At 68.2% G+C, this 26,000-nt stretch carries 22 protein-coding genes and 1 pseudogene; 15 read left to right on the top strand and 8 right to left on the bottom strand.

Translation table 11 applies throughout. The features are described 5' to 3' along the window. From HMPREF3159_RS06040 to dnaK, 4 genes are all read right to left on the bottom strand, one after another. Positions 1 to 435: heat shock protein transcriptional repressor HspR (locus HMPREF3159_RS06040; protein ID WP_070500125.1), on the bottom strand; the 435-nt coding region annotated here is incomplete at its 3' end. A gap of 115 nt (positions 436 to 550) precedes the next feature. After that, positions 551 to 1,558 (bottom strand): DnaJ C-terminal domain-containing protein, encoded by a 1,008-nt coding sequence (locus HMPREF3159_RS06035; protein ID WP_070500124.1) that lies wholly within the window; start codon positions 1,556 to 1,558, stop codon positions 551 to 553. A 144-nt stretch (positions 1,559 to 1,702) separates the two neighbouring features. Then, a complete protein-coding gene (locus HMPREF3159_RS06030) occupies positions 1,703 to 2,380 on the bottom strand; it encodes a nucleotide exchange factor GrpE (RefSeq protein WP_070500123.1) in 678 nt (225 codons plus the stop codon). Continuing rightward, the gene (gene dnaK / locus HMPREF3159_RS06025; RefSeq protein ID WP_070500122.1) at positions 2,380 to 4,239 is read right to left on the bottom strand and encodes a molecular chaperone DnaK; all 1,860 of its coding nucleotides are present in this window, start codon (positions 4,237 to 4,239) and stop codon (positions 2,380 to 2,382) included. The genes HMPREF3159_RS06030 and dnaK overlap by 1 nt, the downstream gene beginning before the upstream one ends. A gap of 299 nt (positions 4,240 to 4,538) precedes the next feature. Between dnaK and HMPREF3159_RS06020 the strand changes: the two genes are divergently transcribed. The 7 genes from HMPREF3159_RS06020 (at position 4,539) to HMPREF3159_RS05990 (ending at position 11,778) form a co-directional block, all read left to right on the top strand. Next, a complete protein-coding gene (locus tag HMPREF3159_RS06020; protein ID WP_168165385.1) occupies positions 4,539 to 5,276 on the top strand; it encodes a TnsA-like heteromeric transposase endonuclease subunit in 738 nt (245 codons plus the stop codon). Next, positions 5,273 to 7,249, top strand: coding sequence for a DDE-type integrase/transposase/recombinase (locus tag HMPREF3159_RS06015; protein ID WP_141748099.1), 1,977 nt, complete (start codon positions 5,273 to 5,275; stop codon positions 7,247 to 7,249). Before HMPREF3159_RS06020 ends, HMPREF3159_RS06015 begins: the two co-directional genes overlap by 4 nt. Further along, positions 7,246 to 8,319 carry an AAA family ATPase gene (locus tag HMPREF3159_RS06010; RefSeq protein ID WP_083305823.1) on the top strand — a complete coding sequence of 358 codons (1,074 nt, stop codon included), beginning with the start codon at positions 7,246 to 7,248 and terminating at the stop codon, positions 8,317 to 8,319. Before HMPREF3159_RS06015 ends, HMPREF3159_RS06010 begins: the two co-directional genes overlap by 4 nt. A gap of 34 nt (positions 8,320 to 8,353) precedes the next feature. Next, the gene (locus tag HMPREF3159_RS16610) at positions 8,354 to 10,036 is read left to right on the top strand and encodes a TniQ family protein (RefSeq protein ID WP_168165384.1); all 1,683 of its coding nucleotides are present in this window, start codon (positions 8,354 to 8,356) and stop codon (positions 10,034 to 10,036) included. A gap of 9 nt (positions 10,037 to 10,045) precedes the next feature. Further along, complete coding sequence (locus HMPREF3159_RS06000; RefSeq protein WP_141748098.1) at positions 10,046 to 10,411, top strand: hypothetical protein; 366 nt, start codon at positions 10,046 to 10,048, stop codon at positions 10,409 to 10,411. A gap of 116 nt (positions 10,412 to 10,527) precedes the next feature. Then, positions 10,528 to 11,340 carry a DUF6414 family protein gene (locus tag HMPREF3159_RS05995; protein ID WP_141748097.1) on the top strand — a complete coding sequence of 271 codons (813 nt, stop codon included), beginning with the start codon at positions 10,528 to 10,530 and terminating at the stop codon, positions 11,338 to 11,340. Positions 11,341 to 11,472: 132 nt separating this feature from the next. Next, positions 11,473 to 11,778 carry an NIPSNAP family protein gene (locus HMPREF3159_RS05990; protein ID WP_070500126.1) on the top strand — a complete coding sequence of 102 codons (306 nt, stop codon included), beginning with the start codon at positions 11,473 to 11,475 and terminating at the stop codon, positions 11,776 to 11,778. A gap of 146 nt (positions 11,779 to 11,924) precedes the next feature. On the opposite strand, the gene HMPREF3159_RS05985 is transcribed toward HMPREF3159_RS05990, so the two are convergent. After that, positions 11,925 to 12,851: a LysR family transcriptional regulator gene (locus HMPREF3159_RS05985; protein WP_070500118.1), complete on the bottom strand. Its 927-nt coding sequence runs from the start codon at positions 12,849 to 12,851 to the stop codon at positions 11,925 to 11,927. A 73-nt stretch (positions 12,852 to 12,924) separates the two neighbouring features. On the opposite strand from HMPREF3159_RS05985, the gene HMPREF3159_RS05980 reads away from it, so the two are divergent. From HMPREF3159_RS05980 to nhaA, 3 genes are all read left to right on the top strand, one after another. Further along, positions 12,925 to 13,800 carry an EamA family transporter gene (locus tag HMPREF3159_RS05980; RefSeq protein WP_070500117.1) on the top strand — a complete coding sequence of 292 codons (876 nt, stop codon included), beginning with the start codon at positions 12,925 to 12,927 and terminating at the stop codon, positions 13,798 to 13,800. A 90-nt stretch (positions 13,801 to 13,890) separates the two neighbouring features. Next, positions 13,891 to 14,808: an arginase family protein gene (locus tag HMPREF3159_RS05975; RefSeq protein ID WP_070500116.1), complete on the top strand. Its 918-nt coding sequence runs from the start codon at positions 13,891 to 13,893 to the stop codon at positions 14,806 to 14,808. 739 nt (positions 14,809 to 15,547) lie between these two features. After that, positions 15,548 to 17,362, top strand: coding sequence for a Na+/H+ antiporter NhaA (gene nhaA, locus HMPREF3159_RS05970; protein WP_210388841.1), 1,815 nt, complete (start codon positions 15,548 to 15,550; stop codon positions 17,360 to 17,362). Positions 17,363 to 17,424: 62 nt separating this feature from the next. On the opposite strand, the pseudogene HMPREF3159_RS05965 reads toward nhaA, so the two are convergent. Continuing rightward, positions 17,425 to 17,550, bottom strand: a pseudogene (locus HMPREF3159_RS05965) (IS256 family transposase); the annotation flags it as partial. Positions 17,551 to 17,572: 22 nt separating this feature from the next. After that, positions 17,573 to 18,424, bottom strand: coding sequence for a helix-turn-helix transcriptional regulator (locus HMPREF3159_RS05960; protein ID WP_070500114.1), 852 nt, complete (start codon positions 18,422 to 18,424; stop codon positions 17,573 to 17,575). A 92-nt stretch (positions 18,425 to 18,516) separates the two neighbouring features. On the opposite strand from HMPREF3159_RS05960, the gene hxlB reads away from it, so the two are divergent. Together hxlB and hxlA are read left to right on the top strand one after the other, a co-directional pair. Then, complete coding sequence (gene hxlB, locus HMPREF3159_RS05955) at positions 18,517 to 19,089, top strand: 6-phospho-3-hexuloisomerase (RefSeq protein WP_070500113.1); 573 nt, start codon at positions 18,517 to 18,519, stop codon at positions 19,087 to 19,089. A 53-nt stretch (positions 19,090 to 19,142) separates the two neighbouring features. After that, entirely contained in the window at positions 19,143 to 19,766 is a 624-nt protein-coding gene (gene hxlA / locus HMPREF3159_RS05950; RefSeq protein ID WP_070500112.1) for a 3-hexulose-6-phosphate synthase, read from the top strand. A gap of 584 nt (positions 19,767 to 20,350) precedes the next feature. On the opposite strand, the gene HMPREF3159_RS05945 is transcribed toward hxlA, so the two are convergent. Continuing rightward, on the bottom strand, positions 20,351 to 21,544 hold the full coding sequence (locus HMPREF3159_RS05945) for an alcohol dehydrogenase catalytic domain-containing protein (protein ID WP_070500111.1): 1,194 nt from the start codon (positions 21,542 to 21,544) through the stop codon (positions 20,351 to 20,353). Between the two features lie 225 nt (positions 21,545 to 21,769). Here HMPREF3159_RS05945 and HMPREF3159_RS05940 point away from each other — a divergent pair, with 225 nt between their 5' ends. The 3 genes from HMPREF3159_RS05940 (at position 21,770) to HMPREF3159_RS05930 (ending at position 25,934) form a co-directional block, all read left to right on the top strand. Beyond that, a complete protein-coding gene (locus tag HMPREF3159_RS05940) occupies positions 21,770 to 24,448 on the top strand; it encodes an excinuclease ABC subunit UvrA (protein WP_070500110.1) in 2,679 nt (892 codons plus the stop codon). A 618-nt stretch (positions 24,449 to 25,066) separates the two neighbouring features. Continuing rightward, entirely contained in the window at positions 25,067 to 25,615 is a 549-nt protein-coding gene (locus HMPREF3159_RS05935) for a type 1 glutamine amidotransferase domain-containing protein (RefSeq protein WP_070500109.1), read from the top strand. 7 nt (positions 25,616 to 25,622) lie between these two features. Further along, on the top strand, positions 25,623 to 25,934 hold the full coding sequence (locus HMPREF3159_RS05930) for a putative quinol monooxygenase (RefSeq protein ID WP_070500108.1): 312 nt from the start codon (positions 25,623 to 25,625) through the stop codon (positions 25,932 to 25,934). Positions 25,935 to 26,000 lie beyond the last annotated feature (66 nt).

Genomic DNA, 26,000 nt, shown 5'->3' with positions numbered 1-26,000 from the left:
CCGGTGGCCGGGCCGCCAGACGACGAGCGCGCCGCTGCCGGAGCTGCGGCGGGGACGCTCGCCGCGGCGCAGAGCGCTGATCTCCCCGTCGCGGTCGGCGGTGAACACGCGGCGCTGCGCGGGGCTCATCGACTCGAGGGTCTCGCGCACGCGCTGCAGCTGGTCCTGGAGGGTCTGGACCTCGTCCTGCAGCTCGAGGATCCGCTTGATGCCGGCGAGGTTGACGCCCTGTTCCTGGGACAGCGCCTGGATCTCCCGCAGCCGCATCACGTCGCGCGCGCTGTAGCGGCGTCCCCGGCCGCGGGTGCGCTGCGGGACGACCAGGCCGAGCCGGTCGTACTGGCGCAGGGTCTGGGGGTGCATGCCGGAGAGCTCGGCAGCGACCGAGATGGCGAAGACCGGCGCGCGCTCGTCGAGACGGGACGAGGGGGCCATCGGACAGCTCCTTCCGGGATGCGGAGATGGACGGGTCGGGACGGGCGCGGCGGCGGGCGGCGCCGATCTCCGACCGGACCGGCCGGAGACCTCCGTCCGGCCCGTTCGGCTCCCGTCAGCCGGCGGCGGCCGCGGCGAGCCCGGCGCGCGGGTCCTCGCCCTTGAGCGCCTCGCGGAGGTCCTCCACGGCCTTCTTCGCCTTCCCCTCGACGTGCGAGGGGACTGCGACCTGGACGGTGACGTGGAGGTCGCCGGTGCGCTTGGAGGTCACGAGACCCTTGCCGCGCACGCGCAGGGTACGGCCGGACGGGGTTCCCGCGGGGACCTTCACCGACACGGTGCCACCGTCCAGCAGCGGGACGGACAGGGTGGTGCCCAGCACGGCCTCGTCGAAGGAGACGGGCACCGTGATCTTCAGGTTCGCGCCGTCGGCGCTCCACACGGGGTGCTCCTCGACGTCCAGCGTGAGCAGCAGGTCTCCTGCCGGGCCGCCGCCGGGACCGGGCCGGCCCTTGCCGCGCAGGCGGATCTTCTGCCCGTCGTGGACGCCCGCGGGGATGCGGGCGGTGACGGTCCTCCCGTCGACGTTCAGCCGGATCTCGGTGCCCAGCGCCGCGTCGCGGAAGCTGATCCTCGTGCGGGCCGAGATGTCCTGGCCCTTGGAGGGCCCGGGCTGGAAGCCGGCCGGTCCCCCGCCGCCGAAGCCGCCGCCGGCCTGGCCGCCGAACATCTTCAGCAGGTCGTCGAGATCGGGGCTCGCGCCGCCTCCGCCGCCGGCGGGGTAGCCGCGCGGGGCGCCGTGGCCGCCGCCGAACATGGAGGAGAAGATGTCCTCGAAGCCGGCCGCCCCGGGACCGCCCTGCCCGGCGGAGAAGCGCGCGCCGCCGGAGCCCATGGCACGGATCGCGTCGTACTGCTCGCGCTGCTCGGGATCGTTGAGGACCGAGTAGGCCTCGCCGATCTCCTTGAAGGTCTCCTCCGCCGTGGGGTCGTCGGGGTGGCGGTCGGGGTGGTACTGCCGGGCCTTCTTGCGATAGGCCTTCTTGATCTCCTGCGCGTCGGCGTCCTTGGAGACGCCGAGGACCGCGTAGAAGTCCTTGTCGAGCCAGTCCTGTCCGGACATCAGCGTCTCCTTCCGGGAGCCTCAGGTGCTTCTGCGTCGTTCGTGGTGTTCGTAGGGTTCGTGGTGTTCGTAGGGAATGAGCCGGGGCGGGGCCCGTCGGCGGGACCGACGGGCCCCGCCCCGGCGTGGTGGAGGCGCCTGCTCTCAGGCGGGTCCGCGCGTCCCGACCCGGGCGGGGCGCAGCACGCGATCGTTCATCGCATAGCCCGGCTGCATGACGAGCGAGATCGTCGCGGTCTCGACGTCGTCGGCGTCCTCGTGCATGAGGGCCTCGTGGAGGTTCGGGTCGAACTCCTCACCCACCGCGCCGAAGCGCTTCAGGCCGTGGGAGCCGAGGATCTCCTCCAGCTTCTGCGCGATCGAGTGGAAGGGCGTTCCCTCGGCGATGTCGCCGTGCTGGCGGCCCAGCTCCACGTCGTCGAGCACCGGGATCAGGGCGGCCAGGACGCGGCCCACGGCCGCCTCCTTGCTCACCTCGGCGGAGGCCTCGATCCGGCGGCGCGAGTTGACGTACTCAGCCTGCTCGCGCTTGAGCTGCTCGGTGAGCGCGGTGACCTGGCCCTCGAGCTCGGCGACCCGCCCGGCGTCGGCCGGGGCGGAGTCCCCGCCCTGGCCCGAGGCGGCCTGCTCGAAGAGCGTCGCCGCCTCGGCGTCGATCGGGTCGACCGGCTCCTGGGAGCCCTGCCCCTCGGAGGCGGGGGCGTCCCCGGAGGGACGGACCGTGCCGTCCTCCGGGTTCACCTTCCGCTTGTCGGTGAAGGAGAACCGCGGCTCGCCCTCAGGGCGCTGAGCGTCGTCGGGGTGGCTCTGGTTCTCGGTCATCACTTGTTCTCCTCGTCCTCGTCCACGATCTCGGCGTCGACCACGTCGTCGTCATCGGACGACGGCGCCTCGGTGCCCTCGGGAGCGCCCTCGGCGCCCTCCTGGGCCTGGGAGTAGATCGCGGTGCCGACGGCCTGGAGCGCCTCGTTCAGCGCGTCGCGCTTGGTCTCGAGGTCCTCGGTGGAGGCGTCCTCCTTGGCCAGCTCGTCCTTCGCCTCCTTGATGGCGTCCTCGGCCTTCGTCCTGTCGCCGTCGGAGATCTTCTCCTCGTTGTCCTTCAGCAGCTTCTCGCCCTGGTAGACGAGCTGCTCGAGGGTGTTGCGGGCGTCGGCGTTCTTGCGGCGCTCCTCGTCCTCGGCGGCGTGGGCCTCGGCGTCCTTCACCATGCGGTCGATGTCCTCGTCGGACAGGGCGGAGCCGCCGGTGATCTGGATGGACTGCTCGTTGCCGGTGCCGCGGTCCTTCGCGGTCACGTGCACGATGCCGTTGGAGTCGATGTCGAAGGTGACCTCGATCTGCGGGATGCCGCGCGGGGCCGGGGCGATGCCGGTCAGCTCGAAGGTGCCGAGCATCTTGTTGTCCCGGGTGAACTGGCGCTCGCCCTGGAAGACCTGGATCGCGACGGAGGGCTGGTTGTCCTCGGCGGTCGAGAAGACCTCGGAGGTCTTGGTCGGGATGGCCGCGTTGCGCTCGATGAGCTTGGTCATCACGCCGCCCTTGGTCTCGATGCCCAGGGAGAGCGGGGTGACGTCCATGAGCAGGACGTCCTTGCGCTCGCCCTTGATGACCGCGGCCTGGAGAGCGGCGCCGACGGCGACGACCTCGTCCGGGTTCACGGACTTGTTGGGCTCCTTGCCGCCGGTGAGCTCCTTGACGACCTCGGTCACCGCGGGCATGCGGGTCGAGCCGCCCACGAGGACCACGTGGTCGATGTCGGAGACCTTGATGCCGGCGTCCTTGATGACCTGGTGGAAGGGGGCCTTGGTGCGCTCGAGCAGATCGGAGGTCATGTCCTCGAACTGCGCGCGGGTCAGCTTCTCGTCCAGGTGCAGCGGGCCGTTCTCGGTCATCGAGAGGTACTGCAGGGAGAGGGTGGTGGAGGTGGAGGAGCTGAGCTCCTTCTTCGCCTGCTCGGCGGCCTCCTTGAGACGCTGCAGGGCGATGCGGTCCTTGCCCAGGTCCACGCCCTCCTTGTTCTTCACCTGCGAGATCAGCCAGTCGACGATCTTCTGGTCCCAGTCGTCGCCGCCGAGGCGGTTGTCGCCGGCGGTGGCCTGGACCTGGATGGTCGAGCCCTCCTCGTCCTTGCTCACCTCGAGCAGGGAGACGTCGAAGGTGCCGCCGCCGAGGTCGAAGACGAGGATCTGCTCGTCGTCGTTGCCCTTCTCGAGGCCGTAGGCGAGGGCCGCGGCGGTGGGCTCGTTGATGATGCGCAGGACGTTCAGACCCGCGATCGTGCCGGCGTCCTTGGTGGCCTGACGCTCGGAGTCCGAGAAGTAGGCCGGGACGGTGATCACCGCGTCGGTCACGGACTCGCCCAGGTAGGACTCGGCGTCCTTCTTGAGCTTGCCGAGGGTGCGGGCCGAGATCTCCTGCGGGGTGTACTTCTTGCCGTCGATCTCCTGGGTCCAGTCGGTGCCCATGTGGCGCTTGACGGAGGAGATGGTGCGGTCGACGTTGGTGACGGCCTGGCGCTTGGCGACCTCGCCGACGAGCACCTCGCCCTGCTTGGAGAAGGCGACCACCGACGGGGTGGTGCGGGAGCCCTCGGCGTTCGCGATGACGGTGGGCTGGCCGCCCTCGAGGACGGCGACGGCGGAGTTGGTGGTGCCGAGATCGATTCCGACGACACGGGACATGGGTGCCTGCCTTTCTGCGACGGATGCGCCGCACGGGATCTTCGCTGCCGACCAGCGGCCGACGGCAAGACTTGAGCTGTACGGACTCAAGTAGAGAACCCGAGATCGACGATGTCAATCTCAGCAGCTCCGTTCTTGAGTGCACCCGACTCAACTCCGCTCCGATCAGGTTCATTCCCGGTGCAGCAGGTCGTGACGGAGGCCACATGTAGGTTCTCGGCAAGTTGGCAGTAATCTCATCGGTCTGTCAGTGGCGTGTCAGTAGTCTCATCGATCTGTCAGTAGGCGACGATGGGGACGTGGGCGCGAACGGGACCACCGTGCGGTACTGCACCGTCGCCGGCGACGAGGTCGCGACGACGTGGGAGCAAGCACGTGCCGATCTGATCATCGAGGGGCTTCCCGTACGGGTGCCGCCCACCTACCGGGGTCAGCGGAGCTATCCGGGACTGTTCTGGGCTGCGACCAATGATCGGACTCTGGTCTACGAGAGCCTGCTCGAGCTGGATCGACTATGGCTGGCGGACTTCGATCTCGGCACTGTGGGGATCTGTACGCAGCCGTTCCAGGTCGCGGGGCGCGACAGTGGTGGCCTCCGTGCGCACGTGCCTGACCTGCTACTGGTCCACTCGGACCGTTCGGTCACGGTGGTCGACGTCAAGCCCGCTGCGTTCCTTGCGAAGCCACGGGTCCGCGCTCAGTTCGAGTGGACGCAAGCACTGTGCCGCAGCAAAGGCTGGTCCTACGAGGTCTTCACCGGCGGCGACCCCATCTTGCTTCGCAATCTGAAGCTCTTCGCGCTCGGCCGCCGTCGCGACCGGCTGCCCGAGGAGGACCTCGCCGAGGCGCGGGCAAGGTTGGGCGAAGCGGGGATCACGCTGGGCAAGGCTCTTGCCCGGAAACCGTTGACCTGCGATGAATCGGCATGGCGGGTCGCCATCTTCGCGCTCGTATGGTCCGGCGAAGTCTCGGTCGACCTCCGCCGCCCTTTGGGTAGCGAGACGATCCTCCAGGCGACATCGGAGGCGAAGGTGTGAGCGCCGAGAGCCTGGATACATCGGTAGGGGCGCGGCTCTGGTACGAGGGCGCGGCCTGGACCGTGGTCGAGCTCGATGGACCGAATGCTCTGCTTCGCGCTGGAGACCAGTTCAAGAAGGTCCACGCACCCTCGCTGGTCGGCATCGCCGAATCACTAGATCTTCCCACCGTTCAAGACGCTCGCGCCGAGCTTGACGCCGTCGTGCTCGCTTCCCTGAGCACCACGCAGCGCGACGACATGTACCGGACGGCGAAGGTTTTCGACGAGCTCGTCCTCGCGACCTCCGAGTATTCCGTGAACGACAGGTACGAAGCCGCGGCCGACGCACTCGGCATCTCGGTGCGCACGGCCTACCGCCGCGGCCTGCGCTACGCAGAACTGGGAATCATCGGACTCGTCGACACCCGACTCCTCCAACCGCACCGACCGGCGGTGGACCCGGAGTGGGACTCGGCATGCCGAGAGGCACTCGACAGCTACCGAGACCAGTCCAATCCGTCGATGAAGTCCGTGCTGAACAAGACGAACGCGCTCTACATCGGTCGAAACCCACAGGGCACTCCTCCTTCTCGGGCTGTGGCCTACCGCCGCCTTCGTGAGTTGGACAAGGGTCGGTACACGTTCGGGGCGGCGAAGCAGCGGCGCTCGGTGGCCGAGCGTCCTGGGGGTGTGCTGGGTCGACTGCGGGCGGATCGGCCGGGCCAGTACGTCGTCCTCGACACCACCCCGCTGGACGTGTTCGCGATGGAGCCGCTCACGGGCCGGTGGGTCAATACGGAGCTGACGGTGGCGATGGACCTGTACTCGCGATGCATCCTGGGACTCATCCTCCGTCCGATCTCGACCACGGCGCAGGACGTCGCAGCGGTGATGTTCCAGGTGGTCACCCCGCAGCGCTGGGGCCCGCCGAGCGGCGAGGACATCCCGGCACCGTACGTCGGGGTGCCGGAGACGCTTCTGGCGCAGGAGACGGGTGCGTTGCCGGACACGATTGTGGTCGATCACGGCAAGGTCTATCTATCTCAGCGCACTCGAGCGGTGTGCCAGCGGCTGGGGATCAACATTCAGCCCGCGATCCCTCACAAGCCGACGGACAAGCCCACGATCGAGCGGTTCTTCCGCACCTTGCGTCAGCAGCTGCTGGAGCACCTGGCCGCTTACAAGGGCCCGGACATCTACTCCCGCGGCAAGGACATCGAGGACAAGGCGTTCTACTACGTGCCCGAGTTGGAAGCGATCCTCCGAGAATGGGTCGGGATCTACCACCACACCCCGCACCGGGGTCTGTGTGACCCGCTGCTGCCGAGGGTGGAGCTGTCGCCGGCGGAGATGTTCGCTCGCGGCATGGCCACGGCCGGGGTACTGCGACTCCCCGCCAGCGATGATTTGCGGATGGAGTTCCTGGACGTCGCCTGGCGGTCGATCCAGCACTACGGCGTCGAGATCGACGGGCGCCGCTACGACGGGCCGGCTCTCAATCTCCACCGCGGCGCCCGGTCACACCATGGAGGCGCGCATGCTGGCAAGTGGCCGATCATGGTTGATCGCGACGACGTGCGCACCGTCTACTTCCAGGACCCCGACACCCGGACCTGGCACGACCTGGTGTGGGAGCACGCGTCCGGCCTGGACGCACCGCTCAGTTCCGAAGCCGCGGCCTACACCCGAAAGCTCAGCCGGCAGAGTGACCGGCATGTCGATGCCGGCGCCGCGCTCGATGTCCTGCTGGAGCGCTACAGCAAGGGCACGGTCACCAGCCGCCGCGAAAAGAACCTTGCCCGCCGCCTCGCCACCCAACCCGCCACGGACAACGTCGAGACGGCTGCCGGAGACGTGCCGTCGGTGATCGACCTGGCTGCCCATCTCGAACGCCGCCGTGCCCAAGCACAGGTCGCGGACGATCTCGACGTGTTCGAGCAGTACTACGCGCAGCACCCGGAGGCAGACGGATTGGAGGTGTTCGACGAGTGAGCGGGAATCCGTGGGCGCAGTGGCTGCACCGGTATGACACGGTGCCGTACCAGCTGTCCCGTAAGGAGGGCTGGGATGCGTTCGTCAACGCCGGCTCCCGGCCGCGGTTCGAGGTGCTCAACCGCGCCGAAATGCGCGCGCTGCACGCGGAGGCGTTGGCGGACTACAACGAGGCGCGGTGCGTGTGGAACGCGAACCCGGCGACGATCAAGACGCAGCAGCTATCGCGGGCGTTCGATGTGCTGGACCAGGTCATGGCCTCGAATCGGCGCGATGGCGACAAGCTGCGGGGAGCGGCGGTGATCGATGCCGAACCGGGCCTGGGCAAGACCACGATCGCCACGCGGTTCGCGCGGGAAGTCCACCGACGCGAGTACCGTCGCCACTCCCCCGAGACCCCAGACGGCAGCCAGCGACTGCCCGTGGCTTTCGTGCCCCTGAACGCGGGGGTGACGCTGAAGGGCCTGAACCAACAGCTGCTGGAGTTCTACGGTCATCCCGCGGCATCGAGGTCGACCCGCACCCAGCTGACCTCGTTGGCCATGGACTGTGTGACCACCTGCGAGACGAAGCTGATCGTCATCGACGATCTGCACTTCGTGGACTTCCGGCATCGGAACGGCCTGGAAGTCTCCAACCATCTCAAGGGTCTCGCCAACGTGCTGCCGGCAACGTTCCTGTTCGTGGGCGTGAACCTGGAAGCGAAGAAGTTCTTCGACGAGGGACTTCTGGGTGAGGACGCAGCGTATGCGCAGACAAGTCGGCGCACCACGCGGTGCCCAGTCGCACCATTCAGTTTCGGCGACGGTCACAGCGCCCGCGCGTGGACGGATCTTCTGGTGACATTGGAGCGGCATCTGATCCTCGCCGACGCAGAGCCCGGCATGCTGACCAGCCAGGCGCGGGAACTGCATCGGCGCACCCAGGGCCGGATTGCCTCGTTGATGAACCTGATCGACCGCGCCGCCTACCTCGCGATCACCACCGGCGTCGAGGCCATCACCCCCGCGGTGATCACTGCCGCACTGACGGACAATGCAGCCCAACGCCTCGCCGACCTCCCGGCCTGATCGGCGCCGACCCGCGGCACCGCCCTTGCGGGGCGTGGCCGGCGGCTACGACCTCAGCCGATGGCCGATCACGGTCGCCCCATTGCCGGACGAGCTTCCAGTCTCGTGGCTGTGGCGGGTGGCCAACCGCTACGGCATGACATCCGCCGCCACGCTGGCGGCGCTCGGCCTGCCCCAGGTCAACGCCTCCGTCCCCCGGCTGGAGACCTACCTCCGCCGGCATGCCGAAGCCCTCACAGCAGCTCTCGGCACCCAGCCCTACGCCGCCGATGAAGCGCTGTCACCCCATGAGGCACTCGAGGTCGAGCTCGAGCGGTATGCGGTGGACTATCGGATCGGCCGCCTACCGGCGGCGACCATCAGGTTCTGTCCGCAGTGCCTGGCCGAGAGCGGAGGAGCTTGGCTCCGGTCATGGCGCCGGCGCACGCCCGCTGCCTGCCCAACCCACGAAGTACCGCTGCTCGTGCGATGTCCTGAGTGCGGCGCCGTGCCGTTCAGCAGATCGATCTGGATGACCGCAGCGACTCCGCCCTGGATCTGCCCGCAACTGGCCGGCCAGCAGCCGCCGTCGCGACGACGCCGGAACCGCTGCGGCTACGACCTTCGTCAGGCCCCTACCTCCCCACTGGGCGCCCTGGAGGCTGACACGTTGGACAGGCTGCACACTTCCGCTGCGGCTGCCGCTGCACATTCTCTGGAACCTGTGGAGGTGGCGGGGTTCGGCGTGACTGCTCGCGATCATCTGGATGCGATCTTCGAGCTGATCGACGAGTCATCGAGCATCACGCAGGTCCTCGCGCCTGATGCCACGGGGCGCGATCGCCTGTTGTCGTCGGCGCGGCTGGCCTTCGAGGTCCTCGATCAGCCGACGGCCCACGCCGCAGCGGACATCGCGGACCGTCACGAACTGCTCGATCCCAACGGCCGGCACACGCCTATCGTGACCGACGCGAGAGCCCGGCGCCGCCCGCACAATCCCCTCCTGGCAGCCATCCGCTTGCGGTCACTGGAGAACGTTCTGTCACCGACCGCGCAACTGACCTTCCGCCTCGCCTCCTCCATGCCCCGCCACCCCGAACCGATCCCCCGGTGCCGGGTAGAGGAGATTAGGTCTTGGCCCGGACAGGTCCCGCTGGCGGTGATTCCACAGGTTCTCTGGCCCGGGGTCCTCACCCCCTGGATCGAGGACGACGACATCCCGGCCCGCGCCGCAGCCGCGATGCTGCTCGCCAAGCTCGGCAGCACCCGCGCCTGGTCCTTGATCGCCCTCGAACTGGGACTACCAGCGGCATTCGCCACCACCCCCAGCGCACTGGTCACCCGGATGCGACGCGACGGCACCTGGCGCGCGCTCCTGCGGGCACTCGAGGACCTCGCGACCAATCTCGCCGACTTCCCGCCACGGATCGACTACTCCGCACGCCGCTGGGCCGCCGAGCCGGCACTCATCGCACAGGCCGTACGGAGCATGAAAACCGACGCAGCGCCCAGGATCATGGTCGACCGAGATCGCCTGGCGGGGCTCCTCTGGCAGACCTACACCGGAGGCGACGCCCGCTACCACCCCGACTACGGCACCGATGCGCCCCTCGAGGCCCGGTACGCTTCGAGGACTCATGATGCCCAGGTCGCTGAGTTGGTCGAACGCGCAGGCGAAGAACTACACCGTCTGACCGGGCATCCCGACTGCGGGCCGCTGGAGTGGCGACCTCCATGACTACCAAGCGTGGATTCCCACTCCTCGAAGAGCTCTGAAATGCGCTCTCTCCCGCAGCAGGGGCACTGGGAGGTCCTGCGAAGAATCGCATTCCTGTCGGCCGACCTCGGGATCCCGCCGCGCCTGGACTGGGTGATCGAATGCGTCGCGGAGCATGGCTACCCCTACGACGAGATCAACGCAGAGCACTGGCTCCGCGACATTCACGGCGTGATTGACCTCCTGCGACCAGCCGCACGCCGCGAACGATCAACGCTCAGAGGCGACGACCCCTTGGCCACGGCGACCGCCCATACCTTCCAGCACCGCGAAGTCGCGCGCACTCTGGAGCGCTGGCACCTCGAGGGTCTCGACGACGACCGGATCTCGCTCTGACACCCCAGTATCGCAACTCAACCGTCGCGCGCAGCTCCGACGCGGAGGGGAGTCAACTAGATAGACTGACCGGAGCAGCATCACCGCCCCGTCGATGCGCCTTTGGAGGTAACCAATTGAGCCTGTTCCGATCCCCAATTTACCTTGATCTCGAGACATTGGTCCCGCTTGCCAACTTTCACAACATCGAAGTAATGACCGACGTATCACTCTCTGAGCGCGACCTCGGCAAGAAGGGCGCTAACGCGGGTCTGAGAATGGGAATCCCCGGCGGCCCCACGGTCGAGGCCGGGGGTAGTGGCTCCAGAGAATTCGAGGTTGCCCAAGCGCGAACAGTCAAGGACCATCCGACGAGTGCGCTCAACCGCCTGCTTGACGACCTGGCGGAGGCCGGCCAGCTGTCCGACCTGCAGGATGGCGCTGCCTTCAAGCGCCAGCTCATCGAGCTCGACCGAGATTGGAACGTCTCGACCGCAACGGACATCGGGAGCACACTCGAGGGACTCGTCCGCGTAATGGTCAACAACCCCGCTGCAATGAGTTCACCAGAGATGCCACCCGAGGCTATGCCCATAATGGCCGGAGGATCAACCAGCAGCGGAACAGTCGTACTGGAAACAGATGAGGAGGATTCGGAAGGCCGAAAAATCATCGTCCTGCTCGCGGCAGATGATTTACTGGCAAAGAGCACGATCGACGACCTCGAAGGCGACCGAACAGTTTTCGGACTCGTTCACGACATAGTCCCTCAAGACAAGCAATACTCCCTCGAGAAAGTGTTCCTCGCTGGGTTTAGCCGCTCAATCCGTCGCACCTTCAAAACCAAGGACTTATTGAGCCTGGGGTCCGCACTGAATCAGCCCATCGGTGAGGATGACCTCGACATCCCGGGTCCCCTCATTGTGATCAAGGCAGTTGCTGTCTATTGAGGACGCCTCCATCAGACCTCCCGTACTGCATGGGAGTGCTCCAAGATGGGGATTGGCCCCCGCATGGAGTTGAGGGGTTCGGCTCGCGAGACGATCGAAGTGCAGGCTCGGCAGCAATGTTTAGGGTGGAGCATGATCACCTGCGTCGTCCACTACACCATCGACCCCACCGAGCTGAACGCCTTCGAGGAGTTCGCTCGAGAGTGGATTCGTCTCGTCACCAAGCACGGCGGCACTCATCACGGCTACTTTCTGCCCGCCGAAGGTGCCAGTGACCAGGCCGAGGCCCTCTTCAGTTTCGAGAGCTTAGCCGCCTACGAGACATACCGCGAGCGATTCGGCGTCGATCCGGAGTTCATCGAGGCGGATCTCATTCGCGACCGTTCCGGTTGCGTGCTCCGCTACGACCGGACCTTCATGCGCCCTCTGTTGCAGTGAAGAACCCCGCGGCCCGCTCCAGGCCTCGGACATGGGAACGCGGAGCGTGCATGCTGCATGTTCTTCCGACCCGATCCGGCGTGTCGGACTTGGCGTCCCGTGTGCTCTGCGACGCGCTTGTTGCAAGATCCCATCGGTCCATCGGCCTACGCGAGGTCAGCAGATCGCAGTGCGTCGTCCGCTGCAATGCGGAGTGCGGAAAGGCCCGCGCCGATGGACGGATGGCCCGCGCTGCCACGTCGGATGCTGGTCAGGATCTGCCGGGTGGGAGCCGGCCGGCCTTTCAGCGGCACTCGCACCACGGGATGCGAGGCGGGGATGGGCACGATGCGGGGCAACAGGCACACGCCGAGTTCAGCGGCGACGAGAGCTGAAACGGCGTACCACTCCTTGGCCTCGTGCCCGATATGCGGGGTGAAACCGGCGGCAGCGCAGGCCACGGACAGGAGGGTGAAGCTGTCGTTGTCATGACGTCTGACGATCCAGGACTCGTGATCGACCTCGGCAAGGCGCACGCTTCCGGCGCCCGCGAGGCGGTGTCCGACCGACACCAGGAGGTCCTGTGGATCGTCGAGGACATACCGCTGCTCAAAGCGCGCGTCGGTCGGCGGCGGTGTATCGAGGGTCGGCAGGACCAGCGCGATATCCGCCTCTCCGGTCAGCAGCAGGCGATGACAGTCGGCGCTCTCTTCCTCCCGGAGTACGACCTGCAGGTGGGGGTGTTTTGTGTGCAGTGATGTCGTGGCGGGAGCGGCGAGTGCGGCGATCGCCGAAGAGACCCCGCAGATGCGGAGGGTCCCGCGGAGGCTGTCGGTGGTCGCGCCGAGTTCGGCCTTGGCTCGTTCCCACTGCGCCTGGATGGTGCCCGCATGCGCGAGCAGGATGTGCGCCGCCGGTGTGAGGTGGACGCGTCGTCCCCGGCGCTCGAGGAGTTCAGCGTCGACGTCGCGGGCGAGTTGGCCGATCTGCTGGGACACGGCCGAAGGTGTGAAGTCGAGGGCTTTCGCCGCCGCCCTGACAGTCCCGTGCTCGTCCACCGCCGCGAGTGCGCGCAGTCTGCGGAGATCGATCATGTAGCGATTCTAGACGATTTCATCCATAAAGGATCGCTGGACCTGCACGGATCATGCTCTCCAGACTGGGTGCATGACCAGATTTCCCGCTCCGTCGTTGGTGTTGTGCAGCGTGCTGAGCGTTCAGTTCGGCCAGGCGATCGGCAAGAGCCTCTTCGGGCCTATCGGATCCGGTGGAGTGGTCGCCTTGCGGCTCGGACTGGCCGCAATCGTCCTGCTGCTGATCTTCCGCCCTTCACTTCCGCGCGGACGCTTGAACGTGGCCCTGGTGCTCGGTTTCGGCACGGCGATCGCCGGCATGAACCTGGTCTACCCGGCGATGCAATATCTGCCGCTCGGACTGGCGACTTCCCTGCAGCTGCTCGGGCCCATCGCTCTCGCCCTGCTCACGTCTCGCCGCCTGTCGGACGTAGGCTTCGCCGCTCTCGCGGGGTTTGGCGTCTGGCTGTTCCATTCCCCGGAAGGCGAATGGTACGCACTGCCGGGCATCCTGCTGGCGCTGACTTCCGGAGCGGCGATGGCTGCCTACCTACTGCTGAGTCGGAGTGCCGGAGCCGGAAATGTGACGGCTGCTCCGTTGGTGTGGGCGGTCACTTGGGCTGCTGTCCTGACAGTTCCTATCGGCATCGCCGAAAACGGAGCCTCCCTGCTCGACCCCCGGGTGCTGGCCATCGGGCTGGTCGTAGCAGTTCTGGCGGCGGTCATACCGTATTCGCTCGAGCTCATGGCCCTGCGCCGCATCCCACCGCGGATCGTCGGAATCCTCCAGAGCCTCGAGCCCGCTGCGGCAGGACTTGCCGGCACGATCATCCTGGCCGAGCACCTGGACGCCCTGCAGTGGCTCGCACTCGGCTGCGTCGGCGCCGCCAGCGCCGGGACCATCGCCGTCGGCCAACGACTCAACGAATCTCCCACATCGTCCGGACGAGCGGGCAGGATGAATCCGTGACCCGCCGACCGTCGTGCCGGTCGACGGCAGAGTCCGTGCGGGGCGCGACAAGTGCAGTGCCGTCCATAGCCGAGCCGAAACGGAGATCTGATGACAGTGCTAAATGTGATCGGCGTTCCCCACAGCGCGGGCAGCTACTCTGCCGGCCAGGAGCAGGCGCCGGCGGCGCTGCGGGCAGCCGGCTTGATCGAGGCGCTCACCGAAGCAGGCAACGATGTCCGCGACCACGGCGACCTGACAGAACTGGCATGGACGCCAGACCGTGAACGACCCTTCGCCCAGAATCTGCCCGAAGTCGTGCAGTCGATCCAGGAACTCATCACAGCCACTGCCCCTCTGCTCAGCACGGAGGAGCGGCTCCTTGTCCTGGGCGGGAACTGCACCATCGCGCTCGGGACATGCGCCGCGCTGCAGCGAAACGGGGTTGAACCGGGACTCGTCTACATCGACCGCCACTTCGACCTCAATACGCCTGCCAGCACCACCGAAGGCGCCCTGGACTGGATGGGGTTGGCCCACGCCTTGGACCTAGAAGGTTCTGCCCCTGCACTGGTTGACGTCCTCGGACCCCGCCCGCTCTTGCGGCAGGCCCGGCTGTCCTTCCTCGGCATAGACGCGACGCAGGCCACGGATTGGGAGCTGTCCTGCGTCGAGCAGCTCGGGCTGCACGTGGTACCGCAAGCCGATCTCGTGGACGCGCCGTACCGTGCCGCAGTCTCGTCCGGGAATGCCGTCCTGCCAGGAAACTTCGCCGTCCACCTCGACGTCGACGTCCTCGACTTCATCGACGCTCCCCTCGCGGAGAACGTGAACGGCCGCAACAGCGGTCCCACGATCGAGCAGCTCGAGCACGCCCTCGCCGGCCTGTGGGATCAGCCGGACTGTCGGGTCCTGTCCATCGGAGAACTCAACCCGGTGCATGCCGCCACAGATCCCGACGTGCTACCCCGATTCATCGCAGCAATCAGCAGGGCCCTGGACCCGCGAAGACAGTCATCGTTGGGATAGCCGCGTGCACGAATACGTCCGCGCGAGGATCTGGACAGTTTCCTGAGAAACGGCGAGGACGACGCGGAGGCCGCGCCGCTGGTCAGGGCGACGGGCGCCTGATAGATCGCGCGAGAACCTACACCACATCCGTAGGTTCTCGACAAGGTGGCAGTGATCTCACCGATCTGTCACTGGCGTGACTGGATCGCGGATCCTGTCTTGAACCAGGGCATCGATGACGGTGCGGGCTGCGATACGGGCCCGACGCCTCCAGGCCCGGCAGCTCCGCGCAGCCCTCGCCTCTCATCACGTCGCCGAAGGCCAGGATCGCTGGTTGCGCGGGTCGAGCTCGCCGCGCAGAGAACTGAGGCCGGGCGGAGCGTCTCCTGGTCCTCGCACAGCTGCTCGTTCTCAGCCTTCCATCGCTTGACCTCGGCAGTCCCTGCGCTGGTGACCCCCGGACGAGCCCCGTGGTCGACATCGTCCTGCGCCGGACAGCGCCGCACGGGCCCCACGGGACGCCGTCCTGCCGAGCGGTCGCGACCGCTGCGGCGAGGTGTGAGAGGAACTCCCGCGGGAGCTCTTGCACCAGCCGCACGCACCTCACGCGCAGCTGGGGATCGATCTCCCGCTGCCGCCCGTCCACCCCCTCGGACCCGAACAGCAGCGGCATCGGAGCCGCTCCGACCCAGTGGCGCCGGCCAGCACGTTCAGGCAGAATCGCGCCGTGCCCCACTCCACCTCGCCCTCGCGCGGAATAGCCGGAAGACTCCGCACGGAGTCGGGCTCGGCCGTCCTGCTCATCGTCGTCACGGCCTTCGCTCTCCTCTGGGCGAACTCGCCGCTGTCCTCTTCCTATGTCGAGCTGTGGCAGCAGAGCGTCGGGATCGACGTCGGCCCGTTCGGCCTGCACCTGGATCTGCACCACTGGATCAACGACGGACTGATGGTCGTGTTCTTCTTCGTCGTGGGTCTCGAGGTGCGCCAGGAGTTCGCACACGGGGCTCTGCGGGACAGCAGTCGCGCCCGACTGGCGGCGATCGCGGGCGTCGCGGGTGTGGCGTTGCCCGCGCTGGTGTACGTCCTGGTCGTCGGCGCGTCCGGTGGCGAGGGGCTTCGCGGGTGGGGGGCGGTCGTCGGAACGGACACGGCGTTCATGCTCGGTGCCCTCGCGATCGTCGGCCCCCGGCTCTCCGGGCAGCTGCGCGTCTTCCTCCTGACCCTCACGGTGGTCGACGACTTCCTTGCGGTGTCGATCATCGGGGTGTTCTACAGCGACGAGATCCGACCCGTCCCGCTGCTGGTCGCTCTCGGCTGCCTCGTCGCCCTGTGGCTGGTGGGCCGTTCCCGGCAGTGGAGCGCCGCTCCGTACGTGGGGATCGTCATCGTAATGTGGCTGGCGACTCTGTCCTCCGGCATCCACGCCTCGCTGACGGGCATGATCGCCGGCCTTCTGATCCCCGCCTACCCGACGCAACGGCAGGAGGTGGTCGCCGCCCGGCAGCTGTTCCGCGACTTCTGGCAATCCCCGAGCGCTTCCTCGGCGCGTGCCGTCGGTCGGGGGCTGTCCAAGGGCGTGTCGGTCAACGAGCGGTTGTACGAGTACCTCCGTCTCCCCACGGCGTTGCTGGTCGTGCCGATCTTCGCTCTGGCCAATGCCGGGGTCGACCTGGGCGGCGGGGTGGTCGCCGACTCGCTGGGCTCGCCTGTGACGTGGGGCGTCATCGCGGGGCTCGTGCTCGGCAAGCTCCTCGGAATCGGGATCGCGACGCTCCTCGCCGTTCGGATGGGGGCGGGCCGACTGCCGGAGGGGGTCGGAATGGGCAGCGTGTTCGGCGGGGCAGCACTTTCGGGCATCGGTTTCACCGTGTCGCTGCTGGTCATCAGCCTCGCTTTCGACTCCTCCTCGGATCTGGGGCGCCAGGCGACGCTGGGCGTGCTCGTGGCGATGGTGCTCGCCACTGTTCTGGGCTGGTCGATCTTCAAGGTCGCGGCCCGTCGGTGGGGAGAGGAGACGGCGGATCTCCCGATGACGCTCGACTCTCCGGTGGACCCCGAGGTGGATCACATCCGCGGACCGGAGGACGCCCGGCTCACCCTCGTGGAGTTCGTGGACTTCGAGTGCGAGTACTGCGCGCACGCCACTGGCTCATGGGAAGACCTGCACGGGCGCTTCGGTGATGATCTGCGCTACGTCGTGCGGCATCTGCCTCACCATCCTCACGGCCCCCTCGCCGCACGGGCCGCCGAGGCGGCCGCGAAGCAGGGGATGTTCTGGCCGTGGCTCGACTTCGTGTTCACCCGGCAGGACGCGCTGGAGAGGGAGGATCTCATCGGCTACGCGGCTGAGCTGGGCCTCGATGTCGAGGCGTTCATCGAGGATCTCGACAGCGACGAGGTTGCTGCGAGGGTGCAGCGGGACATCGCGAGCGCGGAGGCGAGCGGCGCCAAGATGACCCCGACGTTCTTCATCGATGGTTGTCGGATGGTGGGCAGCTATGACGCGCGCTCACTGACCGAGATGCTGGAATCCAGCCGTCGCGGGGGCCGCACCCAGGCGGCGAGGGCCTGAGGCCGATCCGCGAACCCGGAACACGGTGGGACGTGGGCCGTGCCGGCGCGTATCAGTCACAGCTGCGCGTTCACCGGTTTCGCGTCGGGCTGGTCCTGGACGGCGTGCGGCATCGCCTTCACCGCCGGCCACCAGCTCTTCGAGGTCACGGCCATGAGCCTCGCCGCGCAGTGGGTGCGACACCGCTGCCGACCTCCGGACCGAGGCCCGCTATCGAGTCCGGGCGCTCGGAGAGTGCGCATCATGGGAGTGAGCGATGCTTGCGAGCTCGGCGCGCGTGCGGGCGCCGTATTTCCGCAGCAAGTTGGCCACGTGGTACTTCACGGTGTTGGCCGTGATCCCGAGCTGGTCGCCGATGCGCTGGTTCGAGATCCCGGTCGCGACCAGGCGCAGCACCTGCTTCTCGCGGTCGGTGAGTTCCTCGGCGCCCTCCACGGTGAGCGCTGCGCTGGGTGGATCCAGCGGGATCTCGATCCGCAGCGTCGTCCCCCAGCCCGGGGTCGTCTCCACGTCCATGGTTCCGTCGAGCGCCGCCACTCGCTCCACGATCGGACGCAGTGTGTCGTCGTGCGCCGTCACCGCGATTCCCCCGTCGTCACGGACCTCCATCAGCAGGTTGCGGCCATCGCAGTCCCAGCCGATCCGGGCGCGTGCAGCGTCCGCGCGGTCCATGAGCGAGAGCACTGCTGTGCGGGAGATGGCGCGGGCTTCCCGAGCGACCGGGCCCGGCAGCGCCCGTCCTCGCGCAGGAGGCTCTGCGAACTGGACCTGCAGCGGCCCGGAGCGGATCAGAGGACGCAGTTCGGTGCGCAGGCGCGAGAATGCCTCGGCTACCGGCTCGAGCACGCTGTCCTGCTGCTCATGGACCGAACGAGCACGGATGAGCGCGGAGGAGGCGATCTCCGTGGCCTCCCTGCGCGCGGCCGCATCCGCGAGTCGGCCGGAGCGGAGCACGGCGAGGATCGATTCGAGGGTGATCGCATGTTGATCAGCCTGCTCGGTCAGGGCACGGTCCCTCGACAGGGAGCGGGCACGTTCCAGCGGGGTCGGGAGGTCGCTCACTCCGCTACTCTAGCCCGACCTGGGAGGCCCACCCGATCGAACGGGGCACCCCGCTCATCGGGCAGCAGTGGACCACGGCGGACCGGCCCAGGATGGTCGGCATGGAAGAACGAGGCATCCAGGATTCGCTGACGCGGATCGTCAACGAGATCGAGGGGGCAGCTGCCCTTCCCGACGCGCCCGCGCTCGCGGCCGCCGTCGAGCTGACAGCGGACGCCCGGCGGGTCTTCGTCCACGGCGCCGGACGCTCCGGGCTCGCGCTGCGGATGACGGCCATGCGCCTCATGCACCTCGGGCTGGAGGTCCACGTCGTCGGTGAGACGACGACCCCGGCGATCGGAGAGGGCGATCTGCTGCTGACCGCCAGCGGCTCCGGCACGACCTCGGGGGTGGTGAGCGCGGCTGAGACGGCGAGATCCGTCGGTGCCCGCGTCATCGGGATCACGACCGACCCCGAGTCACCGCTTGCTCAGCTGTCCCACGCCGTCCTGGTCATCCGTGCGGCGACGAAGACAGACCGGTCCGAGCAGCAGTCGGCCCAGTACGCCGGCAGCCTCTTCGAGCAGCTCCTCGTCCTCGTCGGCGACGCTCTCTTCGACGTCCTGTGGCAGAAGAGCGGTCAGAGCGCGGACGCGCTCTGGCCTCGCCATGCCAACCTCGAATGACCTTTCTTCCCCGTTCCATCATCGACCCCACCACGAGAAAGAGACACCCTGACATGCGACTGCAGTTCGCCATGGACACCCTGACCACCGAGTCCGCCCTCGACCTCGCCGCGAAGGCCGCACCTCACGTCGACATCCTCGAGCTCGGCACCCCTCTGATCAAGAGCGAGGGCCTCGCGGCGATCACGGCGGTCAAGGCCGCCCACCCCGACAAGACCGTCTTCGCCGATCTCAAGACCATGGATGCCGGCGAGCTGGAAGCTGACATCGCCTTCACTGCCGGAGCGGATCTGGTCACCGTGCTCGGCGTCGCCGGTGACAGCACGATCGCCGGCGCGGTCGCCGCGGCGACCAAGCACGGCAAGGGCGTCGTCGTCGATCTGATCGGCGTGTCCGACAAGGCCGCACGGGCCCGAGAGGTCGTCGCCCTCGGCGCCGTCTTCGTGGAGATGCACGCCGGCCTCGACGAGCAGGCGGAGGACGGCTACAGCCTCGACGCCCTGCTCGCCGCCGGCGAGGCCGCCGAGGTCCCGTTCTCCGTCGCCGGCGGCGTCAGTGCGGACTCGGTCGAGGCCGTCCAGCGGGCGGGAGCAGACGTGGCCGTCGCGGGCAGCGCCATCTACAGCGCATCGGACGTCGCCGCCGCGGCCGCCGCCATCCGCTCCGCCATCCGGTGACCACCGCCCACCGCATCCCGTGGTGAGGGGGCAGGGGACGGCACGACCGGACCCTGTCCCCTCCCACCGGATGCGGTGGACTGATGCCGCAGACGATCACCGCGTGGCGCAGAGCGCCACATGCCGGGCGGCGCCGCGGCGCATCCCGACGGCCCCGCCGTGGGCGATGTCGCTGCGGTCCCCTCGGACCTTCTCCGCGCCGGCCCCGTGGTGGACCGGCGCTCGTCCGCGTGACACCCCCGCTGGAGCTGCCCGCCAGGACCGGCGCCGGTGACACCGGTCCCTCCGCGACGTGCGCGAGCCGACGGCCCTGGCACCAGTGATCGTCCCCCCTCGCCCCGCGAGGCGATCCGAATCGGGAGGTGAGGGGCGTCAGGAGCGTTGCAGCGACCTGCCCCCGTCTCCCCCGATCACACCCCCTACGCACTCGTCACCGCCGCTGAGCTCCGGCATGCCGGCCCCACCGGCGCCAGGCCCGCCCCGGGCATCGACCAGGACGGGATCGGCGAAGGATCCGTGCACAGAGCCGGCCCGCGACCGCAGCTGGAGCGACGATCGCGGGCCGGGTGCATGACGGCCCGGGATCAGGCGGGGATCATGCCGTGGGGATCGATGATGAACTTCTCCGAGACACCGGTATCGAACTTCGCGTAGGCGTCGGGGGCCTCGTCGAGGCTGATGACCTGGGTGTTGAGCATGTCGCTGAGGTAGGGCATGCGGTCCCACAGGATCGACATCATCAGCTCACGGTTGTAGTGCATGATCGGGGCCTGGCCGCCCGAGATCCGAGGCGACTTGATCCACGCCTTGCCGAAGTCGAGCGGGTAGGTGCCCTCCTGCTCGGCCTTGGAGGAGGCCAGCGGGTCGGGGCCGTAGACGCCGACGATGCCGGTGGCGCCGCCTGCGCGGGTGGCGTCCATGACCTGGTTGATGGCGTGGGCCGGGCTCATGTCCTCGGCCTCGCGGCCGATCCCGTGGGCTTCGTTGCCGACGTAGTCGACGGCGCAGTCCACCATGGGTTCACCGAGGATGGCCTCGATCTGATCGGTCAGCGGCACGTCCTGGTTCAGGTCGATGGTCTCGCAGCCGTTGTTCTTCACCAGGTCCAGCCGGTCCTGATGGTAGTCACCGACGATGATGCAGGAAGCGCCCAGGAGACGGGCCGCCGCGGCGCCACAGCGTCCCACAGGTCCGGCGCCGGCGATGTAGACGGTCGAGCCGGGCTTCGCCCCGGCCTCCATGAGGCCGTGGAACGCGGTGGGCAGGATGTCCGAGAGCAGGGCGAGGTCACGGATCTTCTCCATGGCCTGGTCCTTGTCCGGGAAGCGGAGCAGCTGGAAGTCGGCGTAGGGGACGAACAGGTACTCCGCCTGCCCACCCTGGAAGTCGCCCAGGTTGAACCCGTAGGCGCCGCAGGACACGTCGGGGTTCACGGTCTCGCACACCTCGGTGTGGCGGGCACGACAGTTGCGGCATCGGCCGCAGGCGACGTTGAAGGGAACCGAGACCAGGTCGCCTTCGGAGAGGAACTCGACGTCGGGGCCGACCTCGAGGACTTCTCCGGTCATCTCGTGGCCCACGACCATGCCCTGGGGGACAGGGAAGGACCCGCGGTAGATGTGCAGGTCGGAGCCGCAGATGTTGGTCGCGACGATCTTGAGGATGACTCCGTGCGGGGCGCTCCTGCCGTTCGGCATCTCGAGCTTCGGGAAGTCGAGGGTCTCGACGCGCATGTCCTTGACGTTCTGGAACACGACGGCGCGGTTGCTGCTTGCCATGACGTTCTCCTCCAGTTGGGGATGGCCCGGTCGCGGAAGTGCCACGGTCATATGGATGCCCGTCGCCCGCGACCTCGGCTCTCTTCGAGCATAGCCGAGCAGGAACCTCGCCCTCCACCGAGGTGCCCGCCGCGGCTGCGGTGATAGGCACCGCGGGCAGGTGGACCGTGGAGGACTGGGGCATGCACCGACCGATCGGTGGAACGCGTTGCTAGTCTCGCCGGCATGGTCGAAGCACGCAGGTCCGCATGGTCGGACTCCTCCCCCGTCCAGCCCGACGTGCAGGTTCTCGGCGCTCGAGAGCACAACCTCCAGGACATCGACCTGACGGTGCCCCGCGACGCGCTGGTGGTGTTCACCGGGGTCTCGGGCTCGGGGAAGTCCTCCCTGGCCTTCGGAACCCTGTTCGCGGAGTCCCAGCGCCGCTACCTCGAGTCCGTCGCTCCCTACGCTCGTCGCCTGATCGACCAGGCAGGCGTCCCGGACGTCGACTCCATCACGGGCATGCCGCCGGCCGTCGCTCTTCAGCAGCAGCGTGGAGGCCGCAGCGCGCGGTCCTCGGTGGGCAGCATCACCACGCTCTCCTCGCTGGTGCGCATGCTCTACTCCCGGGCCGGCCACTACCCCGAAGATCAGCCGATGCTCTACGCCGAGGACTTCTCCGCCAACACGGTGCAGGGCGCATGCCCGGAGTGCCACGGCATCGGCCGGGTGTACGAGGTCACCGAGGACACGATGGTGCCGGACCCTTCATTGACGATCCGCGAACGGGCCATCGCCTCCTGGCCGACGGCCTGGCACGGTCATCAGCTGCGCGATGTGCTCGTCGCGCTCGGCTACGACGTCGATGTGCCCTGGAAGGATCTGCCGAAGGAGGATCGGGACTGGATCCTCTACACGGACGAGACGCCGTACGTCCCGGTCCACTCGCGGCTCACACTCTCCGAGGCCCGGGCCGCGACCGCGGCGGGCGTCGAACCGAGCTACTCGGGCACCTTCGTCGGCGCGCGTCGGTACGTGCTCGACACGTTCGCGAACACCAAGAGCGAGTCGATGAAGCGACGCGTGGCGGAGTTCCTCTCGGTCGCTCCCTGCCCTGTCTGCCATGGGAAGCGACTGAAGCCGGAGGCCCTGTCCGTGACGTTCGAGGGTCTCGACGTCGCAGATCTCTCCGCTCTGCCGCTCGCGGAGCTCTCCACGCTGATCGACCAGGCGGTCGAACGGGCCACCGGCGCTCTCGACGGGGCCGAGTCGGCGGGCCGCACAGGTGGCCAGGCTGTCCGACGCGACGCCGGGCAGCGGATCGACGCCGGAGGATCCGCACCCGCGGCCGTCGAGGACGCGCGCACGTCGCCTGACCGCTCGGTCGAGAAGCTGGCCGCGACAGCGCGATTGGGCGCGGAGCTCGTCAACAGACTGCGGCCGATCATCGATCTGGGTCTGGGGTACCTCTCCCTGGGCCGCACCACCCCCACCCTCTCCGGCGGCGAGCTGCAGCGACTGCGACTCGCGACCCAGCTGACCTCTGAGCTGTTCGGTGTGGTCTATGTGCTCGATGAGCCGTCCGCGGGTCTCCATCCGCAGGACGTCAGCGCTCTGCTCGGCATCCTCGACGGGCTCAAGCACCGGGGCAACAGCCTGTTCGTGGTGGAGCATTCGGTGGACGTGATGCGGCACGCCGACTGGCTGGTCGACATCGGGCCCGGCGCGGGTGAGCGCGGCGGGCGTGTCGTCTACAGCGGGCCCTTCGAAGGGCTGGCCGAGGTGGAGGAGTCCGTGACCCGCGGCTACGTCTTCGGGGGCAGCGGCCTGCCCCGCCGGACGCCTCGCGAACCGCAGGGATGGCTGAGGCTCGAGCACGTCACGCGCAACAACCTGCGCGACGTGACGATCTCCTTCCCGCTCGGGGTGTTCACCGCCGTCACCGGAGTGTCGGGATCAGGCAAGTCCAGCCTGGTCAGCCAGGCACTGCCCGCGCTGCTCGGCGAACGGCAGGGACGAGCAGACCAGGCGGAGGACGCCGCCCCTGCCGAAGGGGACGAGCTCCTGCTGTCGGACGAGCCCGACGAGCTCGAGGGAGAGATCCGCGGCGACGTCGCCGGGGTGCGCCGCGTCGTGAGCATCGACCAGAAGCCCATCGGTCGCACCCCACGCTCGAACGTCGCCACCTATACCGGCCTGTTCGACCACGTGAGGAGAAGGTTCGCGGAGACGCCCGAGGCTCGCGCTCGCGGGTACAAGGCGGGCAGATTCTCCTTCAACGTCACCGGCGGTCGCTGCCCTACCTGCAAGGGCGAAGGATCCGTCATGGTGGAGCTGCTCTTCCTCCCCTCGGTCTACACCGAGTGCCCTGACTGCCACGGCACCCGCTACCAGTCCAGCACGTTGGAGATCGCCTGGCGCGGCCGCAACATCGCGGAGATCCTCGCCATGAGCGTCGAGGAGGCCCACGACTTCTACCACGGCGAGTTCGACATAATGCGGTCGCTCGCGGCACTGGTCGACGTCGGCCTCGGATATCTCCGTCTCGGACAGCCGGCCACCGAGCTGTCCGGAGGTGAGGCGCAGCGGGTGAAGCTCGCCTCCGAGCTCCAACGATCCCAGCGCGGGGACACCCTCTACGTCCTGGACGAGCCGACGTCCGGGCTGCACAGCGCCGATTCCGACCGGCTCGTGACGCATCTCCAGACCCTCGTGGACGCAGGCAACACCGTCGTCGCGGTCGAGCTCGACATGCGCATCGTCGCCGTGGCCGACCACGTCATCGACCTCGGACCCGGCGCGGGAGACGAAGGTGGCACGGTGGTCGCCTCAGGCACGCCCGCGCAGGTCGCCTCGTCCGGAACCGGTGCGTCGGCACCGTACCTCGAGGCCGCGCTCCAGGAGGCCACCTCCCGGAAGTGAGAGTCGGAAGGCTGCGACGTAGGCGAAGACCTCGCGCAGAGAGCGCACCGGACGAGCAGGCTGCCTCTCCAGATCGGGAGCCCGGGTGCATGCCTTCCCAGCGCGGTCAGCAGACGCTCCGTGACTGCCCGACCGCAGACGGACCGGGCAGCGGCCTGCGGGCTCGCGGCGGCGAGACTCGAGATCGGACTCGGCGGCGGGGGGCCGAGACGCTGTGAGCTCCCGCCGACGACCAGGACTGCCTGCGGGCCCGCCAGGCCTGGGTCGAGATGGAGAACGATGACGTCGAGCTCGCCGGCAGGCGGCCCCACGTGCGGCCCGTCTCTGACCAACGAGGTCTAGACTGGAATGCGGGCCCGGCGCTCACATCCGGCCAGGCCCCGGTGAAGAACGACGACCGTCGATGGCGGAAGGTCATCGTCGACCACAGGGCCGAAGCTTCTTCTCCGCCCCCAGGACCCGGCCCGAGAATCGGCAGCCACCACCTGCCGGGACCTCGAAGAGCGCAACGACGACTGCACGCGAGTCGTCCTGCACCCGAACCACGCTGTCCGGTACGGAGAGCGTGGGGCTCGCCCGCACGGGCAAGCCGTCACCTCCCACAGAACGGAGCAGAACATGGCAGACGAATTGCATGGCAAGCGGATCGCGATCCTGGCCGCGGACGGCGTCGAGCGCGTGGAGCTCGAGCAGCCGCGACAGGCTCTTCAGGACGCCGGGGCCACGACCGTGCTGCTCTCGCTGCACGAGGGCGAGATCAAGGCCCGCGAGAACGACCTGGACGAGGCCGGGACATTCCCGGTCGATGCCCTGGTGAAGTCCGCCTCGGCCGACGAGTACGACGCCCTGCTGCTTCCCGGCGGCACGGTCAACCCCGATCAGCTGCGCGTGGACACCGACGCAGTCGGATTCGTGCGCGACGTCATGGCCGCCGACAAGCCGGTCGCCGCGATCTGCCACGGACCGTGGACGCTGATCGAGGCCGGTGTCGCGGAGGGTCGGACGCTGACCTCGTATCCGAGCATCCGCACCGACCTGCGCAATGCCGGAGCGAACGTCGTCGACGAAGAGGTGGCGCGCGACGGGAACCTGATCACCAGCCGCTCGCCCGAGGACCTCCCGGCCTTCAACGCCGCGATGGTCGAGCTGTTCAGCCAGGACAAGTGAGGAAACCATGATCAACTCTGCATTGTCGGTCGTCGTGCACGCCAAGCCCGGGAAGGAGCAGGACGTCGCGGACTTCCTCCGCAGCGCCCGTCCCATCGTCGAGCAGGAGGAGGGTACGCGGGCCTGGTTCGCCCTGCAGTTCGACGAATCGACCTTCGGGATCTTCGACGTGTTCCCCGACGACGAGGCCCGCCAGACCCACCTCTCCGGTGGCGTCGGTCAGGCACTCGCTGCACAGGGAGCTGATCTGTTCAGCACCGAGCCGAGCATCCAGAACGTCGACGTGATCGCGTACAAGCTGCCCGGCGAGACCGCCTAGAGCATCAGCCTCGATTGACATCGGGGTGCGGCCCCGATCGGCTCCACAGCCGTGGCCACGGCTGTG

Source organism: Brachybacterium sp. HMSC06H03, assembly GCF_001807385.1.
Taxonomy (GTDB): Bacteria; Actinomycetota; Actinomycetes; order Actinomycetales; family Dermabacteraceae; genus Brachybacterium; species Brachybacterium conglomeratum.
Note: the sequence above shows the minus strand (reverse complement) of the source record. Positions and strands in the feature narration are given on the sequence as shown.